The 18,534-nt window shown below is 72.4% G+C and carries 27 protein-coding genes; 1 reads left to right on the top strand and 26 read right to left on the bottom strand.

All coding sequences use genetic code 11. The features are described from left to right. Positions 1–26: 26 nt before the first annotated feature. The 18 genes from ACU6WZ_RS28825 to ACU6WZ_RS28740 all read right to left on the bottom strand — a co-directional run bounded on the left by ACU6WZ_RS28825 (position 27) and on the right by ACU6WZ_RS28740 (position 9,337). Positions 27–857 (bottom strand): hypothetical protein, encoded by an 831-nt coding sequence (locus ACU6WZ_RS28825; RefSeq protein WP_447034448.1) that lies wholly within the window; start codon positions 855–857, stop codon positions 27–29. Beyond that, entirely contained in the window at positions 857–1,681 is an 825-nt protein-coding gene (locus tag ACU6WZ_RS28820) for an Lsr2 family DNA-binding protein (RefSeq protein ID WP_434600241.1), read from the bottom strand. Before ACU6WZ_RS28820 ends, ACU6WZ_RS28825 begins: the two co-directional genes overlap by 1 nt. A gap of 10 nt (positions 1,682–1,691) precedes the next feature. Then, the gene (locus ACU6WZ_RS28815; RefSeq protein WP_434600239.1) at positions 1,692–1,868 is read right to left on the bottom strand and encodes a hypothetical protein; all 177 of its coding nucleotides are present in this window, start codon (positions 1,866–1,868) and stop codon (positions 1,692–1,694) included. 20 nt (positions 1,869–1,888) lie between these two features. Then, entirely contained in the window at positions 1,889–2,167 is a 279-nt protein-coding gene (locus tag ACU6WZ_RS28810) for a hypothetical protein (protein WP_434600237.1), read from the bottom strand. Continuing rightward, positions 2,164–2,604 (bottom strand): ASCH domain-containing protein, encoded by a 441-nt coding sequence (locus tag ACU6WZ_RS28805; RefSeq protein WP_434600236.1) that lies wholly within the window; start codon positions 2,602–2,604, stop codon positions 2,164–2,166. The genes ACU6WZ_RS28810 and ACU6WZ_RS28805 overlap by 4 nt, the downstream gene beginning before the upstream one ends. Further along, positions 2,601–3,278: a GGDEF domain-containing protein gene (locus ACU6WZ_RS28800; RefSeq protein ID WP_434600234.1), complete on the bottom strand. Its 678-nt coding sequence runs from the start codon at positions 3,276–3,278 to the stop codon at positions 2,601–2,603. The genes ACU6WZ_RS28805 and ACU6WZ_RS28800 overlap by 4 nt, the downstream gene beginning before the upstream one ends. An 86-nt stretch (positions 3,279–3,364) precedes the next feature. Continuing rightward, on the bottom strand, positions 3,365–3,667 hold the full coding sequence (locus ACU6WZ_RS28795) for a hypothetical protein (RefSeq protein ID WP_434600232.1): 303 nt from the start codon (positions 3,665–3,667) through the stop codon (positions 3,365–3,367). Between the two features lie 100 nt (positions 3,668–3,767). Then, a complete protein-coding gene (locus ACU6WZ_RS28790) occupies positions 3,768–4,076 on the bottom strand; it encodes a hypothetical protein (protein WP_434600231.1) in 309 nt (102 codons plus the stop codon). A gap of 14 nt (positions 4,077–4,090) precedes the next feature. Continuing rightward, a complete protein-coding gene (locus ACU6WZ_RS28785; RefSeq protein WP_434600229.1) occupies positions 4,091–4,291 on the bottom strand; it encodes a hypothetical protein in 201 nt (66 codons plus the stop codon). Further along, positions 4,288–4,554: a hypothetical protein gene (locus ACU6WZ_RS28780; RefSeq protein ID WP_434600227.1), complete on the bottom strand. Its 267-nt coding sequence runs from the start codon at positions 4,552–4,554 to the stop codon at positions 4,288–4,290. Before ACU6WZ_RS28780 ends, ACU6WZ_RS28785 begins: the two co-directional genes overlap by 4 nt. Then, on the bottom strand, positions 4,551–5,531 hold the full coding sequence (locus ACU6WZ_RS28775) for an AAA family ATPase (protein WP_447034446.1): 981 nt from the start codon (positions 5,529–5,531) through the stop codon (positions 4,551–4,553). The genes ACU6WZ_RS28780 and ACU6WZ_RS28775 overlap by 4 nt, the downstream gene beginning before the upstream one ends. Further along, entirely contained in the window at positions 5,528–5,869 is a 342-nt protein-coding gene (locus ACU6WZ_RS28770) for a hypothetical protein (protein ID WP_447034444.1), read from the bottom strand. Before ACU6WZ_RS28770 ends, ACU6WZ_RS28775 begins: the two co-directional genes overlap by 4 nt. Continuing rightward, positions 5,866–6,375: a hypothetical protein gene (locus ACU6WZ_RS28765; protein ID WP_447034442.1), complete on the bottom strand. Its 510-nt coding sequence runs from the start codon at positions 6,373–6,375 to the stop codon at positions 5,866–5,868. Before ACU6WZ_RS28765 ends, ACU6WZ_RS28770 begins: the two co-directional genes overlap by 4 nt. Before the next feature lie 118 nt (positions 6,376–6,493). Next, positions 6,494–6,958: an RRQRL motif-containing zinc-binding protein gene (locus ACU6WZ_RS28760; RefSeq protein WP_447034441.1), complete on the bottom strand. Its 465-nt coding sequence runs from the start codon at positions 6,956–6,958 to the stop codon at positions 6,494–6,496. A 197-nt stretch (positions 6,959–7,155) separates the two neighbouring features. Then, positions 7,156–7,374, bottom strand: a complete 219-nt coding sequence (locus tag ACU6WZ_RS28755; RefSeq protein WP_447034440.1) for a hypothetical protein — start codon at positions 7,372–7,374, stop codon at positions 7,156–7,158. 125 nt (positions 7,375–7,499) lie between these two features. Next, complete coding sequence (locus ACU6WZ_RS28750; RefSeq protein ID WP_447034438.1) at positions 7,500–7,778, bottom strand: hypothetical protein; 279 nt, start codon at positions 7,776–7,778, stop codon at positions 7,500–7,502. A gap of 64 nt (positions 7,779–7,842) precedes the next feature. After that, on the bottom strand, positions 7,843–8,661 hold the full coding sequence (locus ACU6WZ_RS28745) for a hypothetical protein (protein ID WP_447034436.1): 819 nt from the start codon (positions 8,659–8,661) through the stop codon (positions 7,843–7,845). Between the two features lie 142 nt (positions 8,662–8,803). After that, on the bottom strand, positions 8,804–9,337 hold the full coding sequence (locus ACU6WZ_RS28740; protein WP_447034435.1) for a DUF6197 family protein: 534 nt from the start codon (positions 9,335–9,337) through the stop codon (positions 8,804–8,806). Positions 9,338–9,522: 185 nt separating this feature from the next. Here ACU6WZ_RS28740 and ACU6WZ_RS28735 point away from each other — a divergent pair, with 185 nt between their 5' ends. Further along, entirely contained in the window at positions 9,523–9,687 is a 165-nt protein-coding gene (locus tag ACU6WZ_RS28735) for a hypothetical protein (protein ID WP_447034434.1), read from the top strand. Position 9,688: 1 nt separating this feature from the next. Here the strand turns inward: ACU6WZ_RS28735 and ACU6WZ_RS28730 are convergent, their stop codons facing one another. The 8 genes from ACU6WZ_RS28730 to ACU6WZ_RS28695 all read right to left on the bottom strand — a co-directional run bounded on the left by ACU6WZ_RS28730 (position 9,689) and on the right by ACU6WZ_RS28695 (position 18,435). Beyond that, complete coding sequence (locus ACU6WZ_RS28730) at positions 9,689–9,877, bottom strand: hypothetical protein (protein WP_447034432.1); 189 nt, start codon at positions 9,875–9,877, stop codon at positions 9,689–9,691. Positions 9,878–9,957: 80 nt separating this feature from the next. Then, a complete protein-coding gene (locus ACU6WZ_RS28725; protein WP_447034430.1) occupies positions 9,958–12,099 on the bottom strand; it encodes a chromosome segregation protein ParM in 2,142 nt (713 codons plus the stop codon). 80 nt (positions 12,100–12,179) lie between these two features. Beyond that, positions 12,180–12,599: a conjugal transfer protein TraB gene (locus tag ACU6WZ_RS28720; protein ID WP_447034428.1), complete on the bottom strand. Its 420-nt coding sequence runs from the start codon at positions 12,597–12,599 to the stop codon at positions 12,180–12,182. Positions 12,600–12,621: 22 nt separating this feature from the next. Further along, positions 12,622–14,817, bottom strand: coding sequence for an ATP/GTP-binding protein (locus tag ACU6WZ_RS28715; protein WP_447034426.1), 2,196 nt, complete (start codon positions 14,815–14,817; stop codon positions 12,622–12,624). Positions 14,818–14,947: 130 nt separating this feature from the next. Continuing rightward, the gene (locus ACU6WZ_RS28710) at positions 14,948–15,256 is read right to left on the bottom strand and encodes a hypothetical protein (protein WP_447034425.1); all 309 of its coding nucleotides are present in this window, start codon (positions 15,254–15,256) and stop codon (positions 14,948–14,950) included. Further along, positions 15,253–15,729, bottom strand: coding sequence for a hypothetical protein (locus ACU6WZ_RS28705; protein ID WP_447034424.1), 477 nt, complete (start codon positions 15,727–15,729; stop codon positions 15,253–15,255). The genes ACU6WZ_RS28710 and ACU6WZ_RS28705 overlap by 4 nt, the downstream gene beginning before the upstream one ends. 208 nt (positions 15,730–15,937) lie before the next feature. After that, a complete protein-coding gene (locus ACU6WZ_RS28700) occupies positions 15,938–16,273 on the bottom strand; it encodes a hypothetical protein (RefSeq protein WP_447034423.1) in 336 nt (111 codons plus the stop codon). Continuing rightward, positions 16,234–18,435, bottom strand: coding sequence for a hypothetical protein (locus ACU6WZ_RS28695; RefSeq protein ID WP_447034422.1), 2,202 nt, complete (start codon positions 18,433–18,435; stop codon positions 16,234–16,236). Before ACU6WZ_RS28695 ends, ACU6WZ_RS28700 begins: the two co-directional genes overlap by 40 nt. Positions 18,436–18,534: the final 99 nt, after the last annotated feature.

Below are 18,534 nucleotides of genomic sequence, written 5' to 3'. Positions count from 1 at the left end.
TGCGCCGGGGATGGGGAGGGCGGCGGTCATGCGCTCACCCCCGCGACGGCGGCGTCCAGGAGCGCCGCGGCGTCGGCCTCGTACGGGTCGGCGAACAGCTGGTGGTCGCCGACGTCGAACGGCGCGTACCGCGCGGAGACGCGGTAGCCGGGCACGATGGTGGTCTCCCGTCCGTCCAGCGCGGCGGTGAGCCGGTCGTAGTCCTGCTGGGCGTGGCGGGTCTGGGTGTACGGGCCGAGGCGCAGCAAGGTGAAGCCGTCGCGGCTGTCGTCGCGGCTGCGGGCCTCGATGTAGAGGGCGTAGTGCGCGAGGTCCATGCCGATGTCGTCGGGCAGGGGGAGGTTCGCGGCGGCGTGGGTGAGCATCGCGTAGCCCGGCTGCCAGGTGCCGAGGATCGCGGTGGTCTCGCAGCGCAGCCAGCCGCGTTCGGTGTAGCCGAGCTGGCGGCCGTGGAGGTAGGCGGCGGCGTGCGGGGTGTCGGGGTGGACCAGGGCAACGGCGATCATCTCGGGGCCGTAGTCGTCTCCGGGCCGGGGGTGAGCCCGTTCGACGAACGGCCCGATGCGCACGGCGACGTCCAGGGACCGGCCGGGCGTCCAGGGCTCCGGATTGCGTACCGCGGCGAGCATCGCGCGGAACCCGTCGACAACGGCCTGATCCTCGGGCTCGCCGGGCTGTATCTCGGTGAGCAGTGCGTCGGCGATGCGGGGCTCTTCGGTCGTGCAGGAGAACACCGTGTCGTCGGCGGGGTCGTCGGTGGGTGAGGAGATCAGCTCGAACTGGGCGGTTCCCGGCCGGGCGCCGGGGGTGGGGACGGTGTAGAGGAAGCCGTCGATGGTGGAGGGCTTGGTGTCCATCAGCTCGCCTCCGCCAGGGTGGTGGTGCGGTGGGCGGCGTCGTACGCGTCCAGGACGGCCTTGGCGGGGTTGCCCGTGTCGGCGACCTGGTGGCCGCCTGCGCGCGCCCACGTCCGGATCGCGGCCAGTTGCTCCTTGCTGCGCTTGGTGCCGGTGGTCGGCGCGGGTGCTGCGGCGGGCGCCGTGGGACGGCCGCCGGCCTTCACCGTGCGCAGCGTTTCCTGTGCCTGTTCCAGTTCTGCCTTGAGCTTGGCGACGCGCTCTTCGGCCTCGCGCTGGGCGTCGTCGCTCTCGCGCCGTGCGGTCAGCTCGGAGAGGTCGCTGCGGATGCGGGCGGCCTTGTTGCGGATGACGGCGGCCGGGTGGTCCTTCGCCCAGGAGAGCATGGCCTCGATCCCGTCGCTGTCCATCGGACCGTCGGACGCGGGGCCGGCCGCCTGAGGGGCGTCGGTGCCGGTGTCCGGGGTGGAGGCGTCGGTGTGCTGGAGGGCTTCGGCCAGTTCACCCTCCGACAGTCCGAGGGTCTCGCGGACGTGGGCGGGGCTGTCGCCGTTGTTCAGCATGGAGGCGGCGGTGGCGGTGAAGGCGTTGGCGGGCATCGTGTCTCCGGTCGTCGGGGTGTCGGGGGCGTTCAGGTGGGGGAGCAGGGTGACGAGGTCGTCCTCGCCGCAGGGCAGCCCGAGCGCGCCCAGGAGGTCGGCGAGGTCGTCCTTGTCGCGGGCCTGGTGGGCGACCACCAGGGAGGCGGCGGCACTCTGGCCGCCGCTTGTGGGGGTGAGTTCGAGGGCCTCCGCTTCGAGGGCCTCTTTCATGTCGGTGAACACGGCGGCTCCTCTACGCGGTGCTGGCGCGGGGCGTGCGCTGGGCGAGCAGCAGGAGCTCGCAGTTGCGCTTCTTCTGGGCGTCGGTGAGCGGCCGGGCCTTCGCGCCGTGGCGGTGCCAGAGCGGGGAAGCGGGCGGCTCGGGATAGGCGAGGGTGGGATCGACGTCGTCCTGCGGAGTGCTGCTCATGGGAGCCTCCGGGTGGGATGTCAGGAGTGGTTGTCGTCGCGCCGGCGCTTGGGCTGGGTGTCGGAGGCGAACCTCCCGAGACGGGCCTCGGTCGGGTTGGCAGCGATCCAGGATTCGGCGCAGAACTTGTGAGAGGGCTCCCCTGCGTGGGAGCGCAGCGGTGTGGGCTTCTCGCACAAGGCGCAGGGGCGGTGCTGCCAGCGGTCGTAGTGCCGGGCATCGCGCCAGTCCAGGAGGCCGCCGGGGAGCGGGATCAGGCCCGGCTCCCACAGCGGTTCCCTGGCTCGCTTGCGGGTCACGGCCGCAGGTCGGGCAACTGCTGGAGCACCTGCTCCAACAGGTCCGGTGTCGGCTTCCAGGGACCGAGCTGCCCGCCGATGGGGACGGGTAGGGCGAGCTCCTGGACGTCGGTGAGCACCAGGTGCCACGCCTCGGGCTGCGCCCACTCGGTACAGGGCGGGGAGCCGTCGGGGTCCTGGTGGCAGTCGGTGATGCGCGCGACGCCGACCACGGCGCCGGTCACCAGTTCGCGGCTGCGGATCGTGCGGGCGACCAGCGGCAGGCGCAGGGCGGGCCGGTCGGTCTGCAGGCCCGCGTGCAGGAGCACCCAGCCGGGCCGCCACGGCCGGGGCCGGTTCTCGATCGTCTTCGCGCCGGTCAGGATCGCGGTGGTCCACGGCTGCCGGATGCTGATGCCGCGGATCCAGTCGCCCTCGGGCAGGGTCGTGGCGCTCACGCGGCTCGCCCCCACACGCTGGTTCCCGGACGTCCGGCCCGGCGGCCGTTGATGGACGGCACCGTGATGTGCTGCGCCGTCGCGAGGACTGCCCGGCCGGAGTGCTTGCCGTCGTAGAGAGCGGCATCGGCGGCCCTCTGCAACACGGTCAGGTCGCGGGAGCCGACCGAGGCCGGGGCCGCGGCGCCGACCGACGCGGCGACATCGACGGTGGTCCCGTCGTCCAGGACGACGGGCGTGCACAGCATCCGGACCAGCTGCTCCAGGCGCTGCGCGCGGTTGCCCGCGGCCAGCTCCAGGACCACGGCGAACTCATCGCCTCCGAGCCTGCCCACGGCGGCGCGCGGGCCCGCCCATGCGGTGAGCCTGGCGCCGAACGACGCGAGGACGGTGTCACCCGCCGCGTGTCCCAGGCCGTCGTTGATCTGCTTGAACCTGTCGGCGTCGACCATGACCACGGCCGTGTCATCGCCGTGGCGGGCCAGGAGCCGGCGGGCGCGGGCGGTGTAGGCGTCGCGGCGCAAGAGCCCGGTCAGCGGGTCCTTCTTCGTGGCAGCGAGCTTCTTGTGCAGCGCGACGGCGTGCACCACCCAGCCGGTCAGCGGCACGGCGGCTGTGGTGATCAGAAGGGTGCGCGGGCCGAACCGGCCCGAAGCGTGCAGGACGGAGTCCATACTGAGGTCTCCCTCTCGTCTCGTACGGGATGGGTGGCCCGGGGCAGCCGTCAGCCGGCAAGCAGGGCGGCTGTCCCGGGGCGGAGCTACAACTCGAAGGTGCTGGGCTTGGTCCAGCGGTAGGGGTTCGTCCAGCGGCCGGCGGTCGCGGCGGGCCAGTCGAGTTCCCAGCCGGGCCGGACTCCGCAGGCGCCCCAGCCGTCCGGCCGTCCGTGCGGGATCTCGCGTCCGGCCTCCTGTGCGGCGCGTGCCGCGTCGTAGACCTCGTGCGCGATCCGTACGGCGGCGCTGCGGCTGTCGGCCCGGCCGGTGAAGACATGCAGACCGTGCAGGCCGGGTGCCTCGGTGCTGCGTATCGGGACATCCACCTCGAAGTAGGGCAGCGGCACGTCCGTCTCCTCTCTGTGTTGAGGGGCCACCGCGACCGCCCCGGGCCCCGCGAGTGCGGGGCCCGGGGCGGCACGGAGTGCGCTCAACTCAGGCGCAGGTTCAGCTGGCTGTCCCGATGCCGTCGCGCAAGTGGGTCCGCGCACGGGCCAGGAGCGCGGGCTGATCGGCGTCGGGCTCGGTCAGCGCGTCGGTGAGGTAGGTGGCGGCGCAGTCCAGGTCCTCGCTGGCGTCCTGGAAGTGGCCGAGGCGGGACTCGGCGAGGACATCGCGGACCTCTTCGACCAGGTCGATGAATCGGGTCGGGGTGAGGCTGCGCGGCGGTTCGCTGCCGATGAGGGCGGCGAGGTCTGCGGTGAAGCAGGTGTCGAGCGCGGCGAAGGTGTCGGCCTTGGTCAGAACAGCAGCCATGAGGTTTCCCCTTGTCAGAAGTCGAGCCGGACCGTGATCGGGATACGGGAGTCACCGGCGTTGGTGTGGACGGTGCGGCGGTGCGCGGTGAGGCCGGCGCCCCCGCCCTGGATGGGCAGATGGCACTCGGGGCAGCCGAGGGACCAGTCGTCCCCGGCCGGGAGGTCGGCCGGGGTGAGCGGGTGCGGGTGCGGGCGCCTCGCGGCGCGGCTCACCGGCCCTCGCCTCCGGCCGGCTGCCGGTCGGCGAGGGCCAGGAGCTCCGCGGCGAGTTCCGGCGCGGCCAGGATGGTGCGCAGGATCGAGATGAGGCCGTCGCGCTCGATGGAGTTGAGGCGGTCCCACACGGCGTGGGCGTCACCGTGAACTCCGACAGCCTTGAGGTAGTCGGTCTCGGTGGCGGCGGTTTGCTCGGTGCCGCACCTGCCGCACCGGAAGGCGGCCTGGTCCCACCCGCACGCGGGGGTCGTGGTCGTCATCCGCTGATCGCTTCCAGGGCCTGCGCCTCGAGGTCGGCGCGGCCCTCGGGGTCGTCCTCCTGGTCGTCGTTGTCGTCCGGGCCGTGGATGGTGCAGCGCACGTCCGGGTCGTTCATCAGCTCGCCGGTCAGGGCGCGCAGGAGGTCGGTGACGTTGTAGACCGGGGCCCACGCCTGGCCTTCGCATTCGTCGTCGAAGGGGCAGCCCACCAGGACCTCGAAGCCGACGTCGCCCGCACCGTCGACGTCGTTGCGCTGGGCAAGGACGATGCGGTCCGCTCCGAGCCGGATCTCCGCGACGCGGTCGCCGTCGGCGAGGACCGAGCCGTCGCGCCAGCGCCACATCGGCAGGATCTCGGGGCCGAAGTATCGGCGGACCAGGAGCCGGTCGCCCAGGCCCTCGCCGCCGTCCCAGCCGAGATCCGCGCGCCGGGCGTCGCTGAGCCGCTGGAGCAGTTCCTGGAGGCGGTAGATGTTCTCCGCGACGACGACGTGATCGAACCCTTCGGCGGGCAGGCCGGAGAACGCGTCGACCATGGCAGCGTGCTGCGCAAGGACCGCCAGTTCGGGCACGCGCCGGTTCCCGGGCCGGCCTTCTTGGCGTTCGACGCACACGGAGGCCGGGGTGGGAACGAGCAGCGCGACCGTGGGCACGCCGTGGCGGCGGGCGGTGGCGATCAGGTCGGCGCGGACGGACTGCTCGCAGTTCGTCGCGTCGATGACCGTCATCTCCCGGCGGGCGAGGCGGGCCTCCAGGACGGCCTGGAGCGCGAACACGGCGTCAGCCGTCGATTCCTGGCAGCCCGCGTCATCGCTGACCATCGCCCTGAACCTGTCGAGCTCGAGGACCTGTGTGTCGGGCCAGGTGCTCGCCCACGTGCTCTTGCCCGAACCTGCCGCACCGATCAGGCAGACCAGCGAGGGATCCGGGATCGTCGTGTCGACGGGCAGCGCGTTGTCCAGGCGGAAGGTCTTCATGCGGTTTCTCCCTGCGGGTCAAGAGCACGGGTGGCGTAGTAGGTCTGGAGTCCGGCGTTCTCGGTGATGAGGGCCGCGGCCTCGTGCAGCGGGCACGACATCTCGCCGTCGCGGTCCGGCTCGATGCGTCCGGCGGCCTGCCCGGCGACCGTGAGCAGCTGCGCGAGGGAGCCGAAGACGCCGTCCTGGCGGTGGTCCTCGTGGTGGAGCTCGCGCAGGATCTGCGCGAGCTCCTGGGCGCCGACCTCGCCGGTGAGTTCGTCCTCGATCTGCTGGAGGGCGAGCTGGGCGATGCCGAGCGAGCCGCGCACACGGTCCAGACGGGTGCGGCCGCTCATCGCGTGGTCGCCTTGGTGGTGGCGATCAGCGCGGCGACGGTCTCCCAGCCGTGGTGCCAGGCGGAGTCGAGGTGGAACGCCCCGTTGATTCCGTGGGAAGCCAGCTGGTAGAAGCCGCCGTTGCCGGTCTTGGTGGCGATCTTCTCCAGCAGACCCTTGCCCGGAACCCGGCGATCTGCGGCGTAGTGCGTTGCGAACGACAGGGCGAGCGCGGCCGCGGCGGCGGCCGGGTGGACCCGGATGCCGAGCGCGCGGGCGCCGGCCCCGGCCACGATCGCCTGCGTGGCCGTGTAGGTCAGGCAGTGGTGAAGGCACGCGGAGCGGCCATCAGCCGTTCCGTGGGTCGTCTTCTCCTTGGTGGCCGGGTCCTCGTAGGTGACCGGGTGGTCGTCCGAGGCGCCCTTCACGCGGGCGCAGAAGTCGTCCTGGATCCAAAAATCTCCGATCGCGCTGGCGGCGCGGGTCAGTCCGAGCAGGGCTGCGAAGGTGGCGGGGCGATGCGTCATGCTGGGTTTCTCCTGATCTCGAAGGGGTGAGGGAGCGGGCGGCCGGCCTTTTGCCGGTGCTGCGGCCGTCCCGGCCTGTGCCCCCGTCCCGGCCTGTGCGGCCGGGACGGGGCTCGCGCTACGCGGCCAGCCGGTGTACGGCGACGGCCGGGGTGGTGACGTAGGTGTCGGGGCTGGGCTCGTAGCCCTTGTCGCAGGGGTCGCAACAGCCCTGGGTGCGCAGAGGAAGGCAGAACCAGTACCTGCGCTCACATTCCGGGCAGGTGGATCGTGCGGCCATCGCCCGGTCCAACGCCCATTCCTGAGCGAGCGTCGGCACGCGCTTGGGTACGGCCAGGTCGACGCGGAGCAGGAAGCCGCGGGTGGGGTGGATGCACGCCCACTGAGGCCGGTACGAGCACCACTTGCAGCGCAGGATCGCGACCGGGCCGTCGTTACCGCCCGGACTGAGGCCCATATCCCTGAGCTGGCGCCGGGTGACCAGGCCCTCGGGAACAGCGCCCCGGTCATGCTCCGGCAGGGTCGCGGCGCTGCGCGGCACCCGCCGTATCTCGCGGCGGCGCTTCTTCGGACGGCGGGGCATCACCGGCCCCAAGCACCGGGCATCTGGCGCGGGCTGCGCGGGTAGCGGGGTCCGGGGCGGGTGGGGCGCGGGCGTCCGATCCTGCGGCGGGGCCGGGGTGTCAGCACGGTGAAGTCCTCCAGGCGGTCGGCGAACGGGCAGGGAAGGGCTGTGCGCCCGCCGCCCCGGTGCGGGGTGGTGGGCGCACGAAGTGGTGTTCAGCGCTGTGCGGTGGCGGTGCTGTGAGGTCGTTCGGTGGGCACGGTGTGCGCGGGCCGGGGCGGGTCGGCAGGGGGCGCGGCGTCGCTGGTGTGCGAGCAGAGGTAGAAGCCGCCGATCAGCCCGAGGGCCAGGAAGACCTGGTGCCGGTGGGCGCGCCACCACGTGGGCGGGGCGGGCTCTGCGAGGACACCTATGACGCGGGGCGCTTTCGCCAAGACGATCTCTCTCCTTGGGGTCGTCCGCAGCCGTACTGCGGGAGCGGGGAGGTGCTGAGGCCGGGCGGCCTGTGAGGATCTCGGCCGCCGCGAGGGGGCGGCCGAGATCCAGGCAGGGCGACAGGTCAGGAGGCCAGCGAGCCGGTGCGGCGGGACCGCAGAGCGCGCCGGTAGCGGGCGGCGCGCTGCCGCATCCGGTCCAGCCGGGTGGGGTGGGTGTGACGCCAGGCGCTGATGTGCAGGTCGTAGCCCGTGGCGAAGGCCCGGGTGGCTCCGCAGGTGCAGGCCCAGGCGTAGGGCTCGGGGCGGGCGTCATCGCCGGTGTCGTCGTCGCGGGTGGCGGTGATCTTGGCCTTCGTGTCGTCGTGGCGTCCGTGGTACGTGCCGATCCAGAGCTGGTTCATGGCGGTCCGTTCAGATGGAGGGCGCGCCCGGGTCGGGCGCGCCGGACACGGGAAGCGGGCGGAGTCAGCGCTGGAACTGGTGGACGTTGTCGGGGGCGTCGTCGTCGGGCGCGGGGGCCGGGGCGGGGAGGTGGATCTCGGGCCGGATCTCGATGTGGGGCTGGAAGACCGGGGCGGCCGGGGCGGGCGGGATGAAGTTGTTGACGACCGGGCGCAGGCTCAGGCCGCGCAGGGCGAGGGTGGAGGCGATGGTCCAGGCGAGGACGGCGATCCCGGTGGCGACGGTGCGCCCGTCGGCCGGAGCCGCGGACCACACCGCGGCCGCGCTTGACGCCCCCCACAGGGTCCAGGTGATGCGAGCGCCGGTGCTCCCGATGAAGCCGCCGATCAGGCCGAACCAGCCCGCCATCTGCCAGAAGGTGTAGACGGCGGAGCTGCTGACGCTGAGGCCGGCGGTGTGCTGGGTGATGTACGAGCGGATCGGGTTGTCGACCACGCCCCACAGCTCGCTGGCGGCGGTGGTGCCGGCCCGGGTCGCGGGGACCGTGTCGGCCAGGCGGCTCAGGGCGGCGTCGAAGATGTCGCCTGCGGTGTCCAGCAGGATGATGAGCGCGCACACGCCGGTGAGGACCAGCAGCGCCTTGATCCAGTTGGCCATGAGGTGCCATCCGGCCTGCGGGGCCTGGCGCAGTTCCTCCCACCGCCCGTGCAGGAAGCCGCCCTCCTCCCAGGAGGCGTCCCACGCCGTGCGCAGCCGGGCGAAGCGCGGCGTGCCCGGGGCGGCCGGCGGGTCGGCGGGCGGGGGTGTCTGGTCGAGCAGGTCGAGGAAGCTCGGGCTGTGCGGGTGGTGCTGGCCGTTGACGGGCTTGTCGTCGGACTGCATGGCGGGGCGCTCCTTGATCGGGATCGTGTGAGGGCTGGTGGTGCGCAGGCGGCCGTTCTTTACGGCGTAAAGAAGCCGGAGGGCCTGGCCCGCATCCGACCGCGTGGGTTCGGGTGCGAGGCAGGTGGTCCGGAGTAGGGATTCAGAGGCCGCGGGTGTCGGCGAGGTCGGCGGCCTGGTCGAGCATCCGCAGGGGGTGGCGGCCGTCTGCCCAGCTGTCGTTGAAGCCGGGCACGGAGTCGACGTGGTCGCCGAACTTGCGGCGGATCGCGTCCAGGACGACGGCGGCGGCGTCGGCTTCCACGCCGCTGTTGCCGCGGGCCTCGATCCGGATGGCTCCGAGCATGCAGCGGGCCCCGGCCTCGTCGACCAGGGCGCCGGAGCACCAGCCGCCGGTGAGCAGGCGGTGGTGCGCGCGCTGCAGAACGGCGGCGACCGGAGTCGGGTAGGGCGTCGGCGGCTGGAGCGTGGGGGTCAGCGGGAGGGTGACGACGTCGGCCAGGTCCACGGGCTCGATGTCGATGTGGGCGGTGTTGACCTCGTAGGCGACGCCGGCTTCCTCCAGCCGGACGGTCATCGCCGCGTTGATGAACGCCAGGCGTTCCTCGAGGGACAGGGCCGCCGGCGGCGCGGTGGCGGGGGTGGTCGGGGCGGGGGAGAGCGTGGTGTGAGGCATCGGCGCTCCAGGCAGGGCACGGCAACGGGCGCCACCGAAAGGGGATGTCGGTGACGTCCGTTGGGCAGGGAGGTGAGGTGCGCGGCCGGGTCTGTTGCAACTCGCCCACAGCGAAGCGTTGTTGCCGTTACGCGCGCGGGGCGGGCAGCCTGTACGCAGGCGGGCCGGACAGGGGAGAGGCCAGGATGAACTTCTTATTCGTGTGCGGCTGGTGCGACGAGGAGAATGTGGTGTTCTGCCCGCGCACGGGGTTCTGGGGAAACCGGTTCGAGGACCCCGAGGACTTCGACTGCTGGTCCTGCGGGGGCACGAGCACGACTCCCTACAGCCCGTGGACGCCCGCCGACTGACCTACAGGCTGGCGAGCAGTCCGGCGAGCGAGGCGAGGCCGGTGTTGATCGCCGGGGCGAGGCCGGTCGCGGCGAGGGTGAAGCCGAACAGGGCGCAGGCCGCGGCGGAGCCGACGCGGACGTAGCCGCCCTTGAGCAGGACGAACACGATGATGCCCAGCAGCACGGCGGCGGAGATGGAAAGGGCCACGACGGAGGTCTTCCTTCATGAGGTCGGGCGGGGGCCGGCCTGCTCGGGCAGGCCGGCCCCCGCCGGTGATGGGATGGTGATCAGGCGTTGTTGAGGCTCTTGATGGCCTCCAGCGCCTGGCGGGGCGAGACGACCTGGGACTCGCGGCTGCTCCCGGACTTGGTGCCGCGCTTGCCGCCACCGCCCTTGCCGCCCCCGCCACCGCGACGGCGAGAGCCGCCGCCGTCGTCGTCGTCCGTGGGCTCGGGCCAGAATTCGCCGGGCCGCACGGGCTCGTTCCAGTCGAACCACAGGCCACGCTTCTCCAGCTCACTGATCTCGTGGTCGGTGAGGTGGTTGACGTCGTCGGGAAACAGGGTGGCCAGGTCGGTGTCGAAGTCCGCGTAGAGCGAGCGCATGAGGACCGCGCGGCCGTTGTCGAGGACCATGACGGCGACGCCGCCGGTGCTCACGCCGTTCTCCGGGTCGGCCTCGCCGCGCATGGCCCGCTCGATCGCGGAACCTTCCTGCTGGGCGTAGCGGGCCGGGATGGTCGGCACGTCGTAGGCGTTCTCCATGGTGCCTTCCGCCGCCTTGCGGGTGGCGCCGGGCGAACCCATGTTGAAGATGGTCGGCCGGCTGTTCTGGCGGAGGTTGTCCTTCATCTCGGTGGAGAACCCGTTGTGCGCGAACGGTGACTGCCCGGCCGGGTTGAACCCGATGCCGTACTTGAGGCCGGTGACCGTAAGGTCATCGCCGTCGGTCTGGATGAACTCGCCGAAGTCGCTGTCCTGGGCTGCGGTCATGAACTCATCCGCGTACACGTTCAGCTGCCGGTAGGGGCAGCGGGAGTCGCCCGGCTTGTAGTCGTGCGGCTGCCCGTCGTGCGGCCAGGGCATCTCCGCCCTGATCTCGCACAACGCCTTCGCCGCGCGCAGCGAGCGGGCCATCCACAGGGCGTTCGAGCCCTGCCGGTCGATGTACTTCCCGAGCACGGTCGTCTTCTCGTCCTTGCGGACGGTGGAGAGCCACACCACCTGGCCGTCCAGGGACTGCGCGGCCATGTTGATCGCGAAGAACTGCGTCTTCCCGCTGCGGCTCACCCCGAGGATGAGGCCGTGGGCTGCGGCGTTCTTGTCGTGCTGGTACACCATGTTCTTCACCGGCTGGCCGGTGATGGTGAACCCGCACACGTACATGCCCTTGGCGTCGGGGGTCAGCAGCTCGCGGGTGGCGGGGAAGATCGCGGACAGCGGGGGCTTGTCGAAGGCGCTGATGAGGAACTCGGTGCCGTCGATGAGGACGAAGACGCACGAGTCGTCCTCGGGCAGGCCCAAGCCGCGGCAGACCTTGGCCAGGTCGATGCGCGGGCTGGCGGTGGAGTCGGCCATCTTCGCCCGGTAGAAGGTGACCCCGCGAACCTCGTCACGGGTGCGGTGCACCAGCTCGGAGCCGGGGGCACCGCCCTTGGCGGAGCCGACCTTGTCCGTCCAGCGCTCCTGGGGAGTCGGCTTGGTACGGCGCCGGGCATTGGCATCGGGGGTGATGCGGGCCTCCAGCCAGCCCGGCCCGCTCTGGCGGCCGGGCTGGACCGCGACGTCCAGGAGGACGACGTCGCTGGCGGGCACAGCGAACGGGGCGGCCACGGCCACCTCGGACAGACCGGTGATCGGCCGCCCGGTCTCCGAGGCGCGCAGCAGGATCGTCATGTCGTGCCGCATCCCGGGGTGCCGGGTGGCCTTGACGACGTGGGTACGGCCGGGCATCCCGGCGTTCTCCCACATCATCCGCACCTCGCGGGTGAGCAGGTCGGCGTCGTCGGCCACCGCCGCCTCAGCGGGCTCCGGGGCTTCGGCGGGCGCCAGCTGCGGGGCCGGGGCGGCGAGGGCCGGGCGGTGGCGGCGGCGGGCGTGCCGGGAGAACGGCATCACCAGGTAGCCGACCGCCGCCCATCCGGCGGCGAGCAGTCCGTCCAGCCCGTACGGGCCGAAGCCGGTGGTGTGTCCGGCGGCGGTGTCGATGGCGGCGGCCAGGACCAGCGGGGACCAGCGCAGGATCTTGCGTCCGGCGCCGTGCTCGTCGCTCTTGGCGGCCAGGAACCAGCCGCCGATCCCGGCGACGCCGGCCAGCTGGATCACCTGGTTGACGGGGTGGTCGGGGTAGAGGTTCGGGGCCACGGCCAGCACGGGCGCGGCGAGGGTGTAGGCGAGACGTTCGAGCACGACACTGCGCGGCGTGGACACCGTGGGCTCCTTCGGGAATGGGGACGGGCGGCCCCGCAGGAGTGCGGGGCCGCCCGGGGCGGGGTGGGGGAGGGGTGGGGTCAGCGGTCGAAGAAGCCCGGCCTGGGGGTCTTCTCACGCCGGTTGGAGCGGATGTCGTCCAGCGCCCCGTAGAGCCTGGAGTGGGTGCTCTTGGTCTCGTGGGTGAGGTCGGCGGTCTCCTGCGCGGTGTCGTGCAGCCGCTTGACCTGAACCGCGGCGCCGCCCAGGGCGACCGACACCAGGTTGGTCACCTCCACGAACCTGCCGTCCAGGCCGGCGTTCTCGATGTCGCGGGCGACGTTCTCGGTGCGGGTGGCGTTGGCCTGCATGCTGCGCCGCAGCGACTCCAGCTCGAGGGTGGCGTCGTCCATGGCCTTGCCGAGCTTGTCCAACTTGTTCTGCACGGCCTTGTAGCGGTTGTCGCCGTCGGCCGGGGCCGGGGCCGCGCCGGTAGTGCGGGGTGCGAGGTCGCTGCTCATCAGCGCCATTCCCTTCGTTGTTCTAGTCGTGGTGGGCGGCGGCCGACGCGTGCTTGAGGCCCGCGTCTTCCTTGGCGGCCATGTCCTGGCCGTAGACGCGGGCGACCTGGGTGGCCGCGAGCTTGGCGGCCTCCTTGGCGATGCCGCACTGTTCCGCGCACCGCTGCGCCTGCTCCTTCATCCGGGCCGCGGAGTCCGCGAGGTCGGTGATCAGGTTGGTGACGGCGGTGGAGATGTTGTGGTCGCCGACCAGGTCGGCGGCCATGTCCCGCAGCGCGTCGGCGACCTTGGCGAGCGCCTCCATCAGCGCTTCGGCGCGCTCCTGGTCGGAGGCGGCCTGGATGGCGATGTTCGCCATCTCCATCAAGAACTCGTCGAACGTGATGTCCGTGCGGTGCTGGGCGCTGAGATTGCCCTGTGCGGACGGCTTGCTGACCTGTGCGCTGCTCACGCTGCTCCCTTCGGTGCTGGTGGGTCGGCTGGTGGCGGGCCGCTCGGTGTGCGGCTCCGGTGCGGGCGGCAGGCCCTTGACGCCGGTCGTCACGGCCGCGGGGGCGTCGGGGACGGTGTCCGCGTCGACGATGTCGTCCTCGGTCTTGCCTGCGGGCTTCGGCGGGCGGGTCTCGTGCTCGGGCCACTCCACCGTCGGGGTGGGCGGCGGTCCGAACCGGCCCTGCGACGACCGGCCCGACCGGCCGCGCCGACCGGAACCCGCCGTACGACCGGCACGCCCCGCACGTCCGGTGCGGCCCGTGCGGCGGGTGCGACCCCGTCGTCCGGCCCGGCCCGAACCTCCGGCGCGGCGGCGGAACCGGCGGCGCTTCTTCGTGTCGCCGGACGCCCCGTCAGCGGCCTTGTCGTCCTTGCCGGGCTCACCGGCCGCCGGGGTGTCCTTTCCGGCCTTGGAGGCCCCGTCCGGAGCTTCCTTGGCGGTCTTGTCGTCCTTGCCGTCGGTGCCCTTTCCCTTGCTGTCCTTGTCCTTGGTCAGGCTCACCTTCTCCGTGCTGGCCTTGTCGGCCGTCGCGTCGGCGCGGCGCTTGTCCCAGCGGCGCTGGGCTCCCTCACCGACGGCCTGGCCCAGCGTGGTGCGGCCGGTGTCGGCCGACGCCGCGGCTTCCCGCTTCGCCTTCCGCGCCGTATCCCGCTCCGCCTTCTTCGCCCGGCGGTCCTCCCACTCCTTCTGCCGGTTGGCGCGCGCCTGGTCCCGGTTCTTGCCCCGGTCGGCGACACCGGCGGTGTGCCCGGCGCTGCGCCGCTCCTGACGCCCGGCCTGACGGACCCCGGCACGATCGGCGCGGCCACGGGCCCGCTCCGCACGGGCGTTGGACGCCGGGCTGTTGTGCTGCGCCCGGCCGCCGTCACCCTTCGAGCCGCCGCCCTTGCCGGAGCCGCCAGAGCCCGTCTGCGAGCCCTTCGAGCCCTTGGGTGACCCATCGCGCCCGGAACCGGGTGTACGGCCGCTGGAACCCCGGTCGGAGCCCTTCGAGCCGCCCTTGCCGCCCCCGGCCGCCCCGGACCCCGAACGCCCGGCGGATCCGCCGGAGTTGGAGCCGCGCGCCCCGGGCTTCGAGCCGGACCCCGAGTTGTTGCGGGACGGCCCGCTGCCGCTGCCGCCCCCGCCGCGCGGGGACCCGCCGCCACCGCCGGCCTTCGAGCGGCCCTTGTCCGCACCCAGGCCGGAGCCGGTGGACTGCATGCGGCTCGCGTCGGCCTTTCCGCGTGCCGCCGCCTTGTCGCCCTTCGCTTTCATCATCGCGGTGTGGAGCTTTCCGTTCTGCTCCATCATCGCGACTTCCTGCGCGGTGCGGCCCATCACCAGGGCCGCCTTCCGCGCTATTTCAGCCTCGCGGAAAGGCGCTTCGCTTTCGTGGTTGTACCGCGCCATTTCCAGCCGGAGTTCCAGCCAGTCACCGAGACGATCGGCGAGAGAACGAGGCTGGACGTATTCGCCTTCCTCGTATTCGCCTTCATCTTCTCCGGCTTCCGGCGGAGCAATTCCGTCCGAGCGCAACGCCATTGCCGGGTCCGGCGCGGCCGGAATCGTCGGCAATTGCATGGTCGTCTCTTCCGGCGACTCCGGGGGCGCGGCGCGAATGTCCTCCGGCGGTGGAATGGTGTCGATGAAATCCGGGATCGGCGGCAGCGTGTAGGTGGCATCGCCGCTCCAGGGGCCCTGGACCAGGGTTCCGCCACCGGTGTCGTCCGTTTCGTCGGACACGGTGCACCTCCCTTCAGGGGGTTGACAGATGGTGGGGTCTCGTGTGCACGCGTGTGCACGTGCACGTGTGCACGCATTACGCGAGGCGAAGGCCCCGCCGGAGTCCGGCGGGGCCTTCGTTGGTGGGGGTTCAGCTACGCGGGCCGTGCTGCTTGAGCACGGTGTCCGCGTACTGCATCAGGTGGTCGAACAGTCGCGGGTCGCCCGCGGCCCGCCTCTCCACCACGAGCTTGAAGAGGCGGCAGACCATCGTGAATCCGGCGATGACATCGCCGCGATTGGCCTTGACTTCCTTGGTGATTGCGGACCGAGTGAGGCGGAGCCAGAATTCCATCCGGCCGATCTCGCCGCGACTTTCGATCGCCTTGCGCTCTTCTTCCTGCAGCCAGTCGTTCCGCCCTTGAAGTGAGCGTTCGACGCTGCTGAGGGGGCGCGTCACGCCGACTCCCTGTTACCCAGGTCGTAAATCGACGTAGGAACACCATAGCCGGAATTCTGGCCCTGTCCACCCTGCTGCGGCGGATTCTGCGGAGCGGCCTGGAGCGACGGGGCGTTCTTCCGCTTCCTTTCCAGCTCCTTTTCCTTCCTCTTCGTGGCGGTATTCGAGACTGCCTCATCGTGGGCGCGGCGCTTGTGCGTGCTTTTCTCCAGGCCCTTGGTGACGTCTTCCACGCTCTTCAGCACGCCCTGGAGGGCGCGCTCGACGGGCAGGGCGCGCAGTCGGGCGTGGTAGAACCGGTCGCCGTCCACGCTGGTATTGCGGCAGTGGACGCGGGTCTCCAGGGCGAGGGCCTCCAGGTTCCTGCCGATGTCCAGCAGGACCCGCTGAACGTCGGCCAGGTACCGGGCGGTTGCCTCCGGGTTCTGCGCCACATCGCGCAGGGGTGCGTGATTCGGGTCGTTGCTGTTCATGCGGAAAGACCTCCAGGTCTCGGGGTTGCTGGTCCCCGAGGCTGTTGCGCGGGGTGGGGTGGTGCGGTTCGTGCCTGGCCCGCTGCCGCGCTCAGGGCGCGGTGCGGGCGAGCGGCCTGCCGGCCGTGGCCGTCACCGGTCCGCGCTCGGGGTGCGAGCGCGGACCGGTGGCGACTATGAGCGGCAGGGCGTCGTGCGGGCGGTCCGGTCAGCGGACCGTGTGCTGCTTGAGCGCGACGGCGATCTGTCCGGCGCGGTCCGTGGCGATGGACCCGCCCTCGGTCCGGACCGCCTTGGCGATGTTGGTCCGGTTCAGCGGCTCGTTCGCGGTCCGGAGCCGGTCCAGTGCGGTCCGCTCCAGGTCCGTGAGCGTGATGACCGTGCGGTCCGGACCGACTTCCTCCATCCGGTCCGGACCGATCGCGCCCTCCGGGGCCTCATCGACGGCCGGTCCGGACCGGTCCGGCTCCTGCGGCCCGGAGGTCACGTCGGCGGTCCGGACCGTCACCCCGCGCGCGCCCGTCGTGTTCTGCGTGGCGGGCACGGTCCGGGAACTGCGGTCCGGACCGGGGCCGGTCGGCAGATCAGCGGCCTGCGGTCGGTCCGGACCGGACCGTGGACCGCGTGACGGTCGGCCGGACCGGACCGGACCGTGTACCCGCCGTTCTGGACCGGGCGGACCGGAGTGAGGTTGTCCAGCGGTCCGTGCCGGTCCGTTCGGGTCAGGGTGAGGACGGCGGGGATGGCGGCCGGTCCGTGATCGTCGGCCCCGACCCGGGGCACGACGATCCTGTGCAGGGCCAGACCGGTCCGGACCGCCTTGCGGTCCGCGAGCTGCGCACCGGCTGCGGTCCAGGCCCGGTCCAGCGTGGTCAGCCTGGCGTCGGTGATCGCCAGGGACCAGGCGGTGAAGCTGTGGACCGGGTAGCGGACCCAGCGGACCGCCCCGATGGACGGGCGGGCCTTGGCGACCCGGCCGTCCTCACGGAGCTTGCGGCGGTGGATCAGCGAGGCGTACAGCTCCCACAGCACCATCCCGACGATGGACATCGCGGCGAACGCGACGGCCTTCGGCGTGAAGTTCCAGTAGGTCATCTGCTCCGTCCACGCCTGGGCGTTGACGTCCCAGACGCGGCTGCCGGCCACCGGCTCGCCCGAGGCGTGCCAGAAGTTCATGACCGCCGCGCCCAGAGCGAAGATCCACGTGCTGACGCGGTAGAGGGTTCCGGCGTCGCCGCCCTGGCGGGCCTGGTGGTACATCCAGCCGACGAACGCCGTCGACAGTTCCCAGGCGGCGGCGAACAGGATCGTGAACGGGACGACCCAGCCGAGGATGTCCTCCGCGAACCCGGCCTGCCCCGTCCACGCGACGGCCATCGGGGCGGTGATCGGACCGATCACCATCAACCGTTCCGCGTTCACCTTCACGAAGCTCTTGGCACGGTCGGCCACGGCCGGCTTCCCCGCGCGGGACTTCGCCTTCCGGGTCTCCTTCGTCTCCCTGCGCTCCTCGCGGGCCTGGAGCTTGAGGCGCCTGCGTTCCAGTGCCCGCTCGGTGCGGTCAGTGGCGCGCTTCATCCGGGCGGCGGCCTCAGCCACCATGTCGTCGGCGGCCTTGAGCGTGACGTCCGCGTCCGCTTCCCGCAGCCGGGCCTGAGCCAGTGCGTGCCCGGCCTCCTTGAGCTCCGCCTCCCGCTGGGTACGGGCCGCGGCCAGGATGCGGTCGGCTTCCTCACGGGCGGTGCGGGTCAGGCGCTCCGCGTCCTCGGTCGCTGTCGCCCGCAGCCGGCCGATGTCCTCCGTGGCCAGCGTGCGCGCACGAGCCGCATCCGCACGCGATGCCTCCCGCTCGCGGGCGGCATCCTCACGCAGCTCAGCGGCCACCTTCTCCGCCCCGGCCCGCACCTTCGCGGCCTGGTCGTCCGCGCTCGCGCGCAGCCGATCGGCTTCGCCCCGCGCCAGCTCCAGCGCCTGTTCGGCGTCGGTGGTGGCGCGGGTGCGGGTCTGGGCCGCGGTGCGCTCCGCACCGGCCAGCAGCTCGGTGCGCACACTCTCCGCGTCGGCGAGGGCCTTCGCTGCGGCCTGCGCGTCCTCGGTGCGGACCTGCTCCGCCTGGACGGCCGCCGTGGTGGTGACCTCCTGCGCCTGGCGGTTCGCGTCGGCGAGCAGTTGCTCGACAGCCGCGTTGGCGTCGGCGAGGACGCGTTCGGCCTCACCGGTCGCCGTCGCCGCGACGGTGTCGGCCTGGCGGCGCGCGTCGGTGAGCAGCTGCTCCGCCGTCGCGTCGGCGGCGGCGCGGACCTGGTCGGCGTCGGCGACCGCCGTGGTGGCGGCCTCCGTACGGACCCGGTCGGCTTCCTTCACCGCGTCAGCGATGATCTGCGCCTGCTCAGCGTTGACCGCCTCGGTGAACGAGGCGACCTCCGTACGGGCGCCTTCCATCAGTTCGGCGGCGAGCACCTGGCCGTCGGCGAGGATGCGGGCCGCGTCGTCGGCGGCCAGGTCCCGGAGGTCGGCGGCGCGGTCGGCGGCGTCGGCCAGGATCGGGTCGGCCTCCTCGAACACCATCGGCACGATGGTCTCGGGGGCGGCGGCCTGGGCGGGAATGGAGGCCGGCGTCGCCGGTGCCTTGGCGCGCCCGGCTCCTCGGGGCTTTGTGGTCGCCGCGGGCTGACGCCTGCGGCGGGTGGCGGGCTTGGTGGCCACGGGGTGTCCTCTCATACGTTCCGGCGCCTCCGTGCAAGAGGTCACCGCGGGTCGGCGTCGGTCGGTAGGGTCGTGACCAGGCCCTCCGGGGCCCCGGCA

Source organism: Streptomyces hypolithicus (assembly GCF_052934925.1).
Note: the sequence above shows the minus strand (reverse complement) of the source record. Positions and strands in the feature narration are given on the sequence as shown.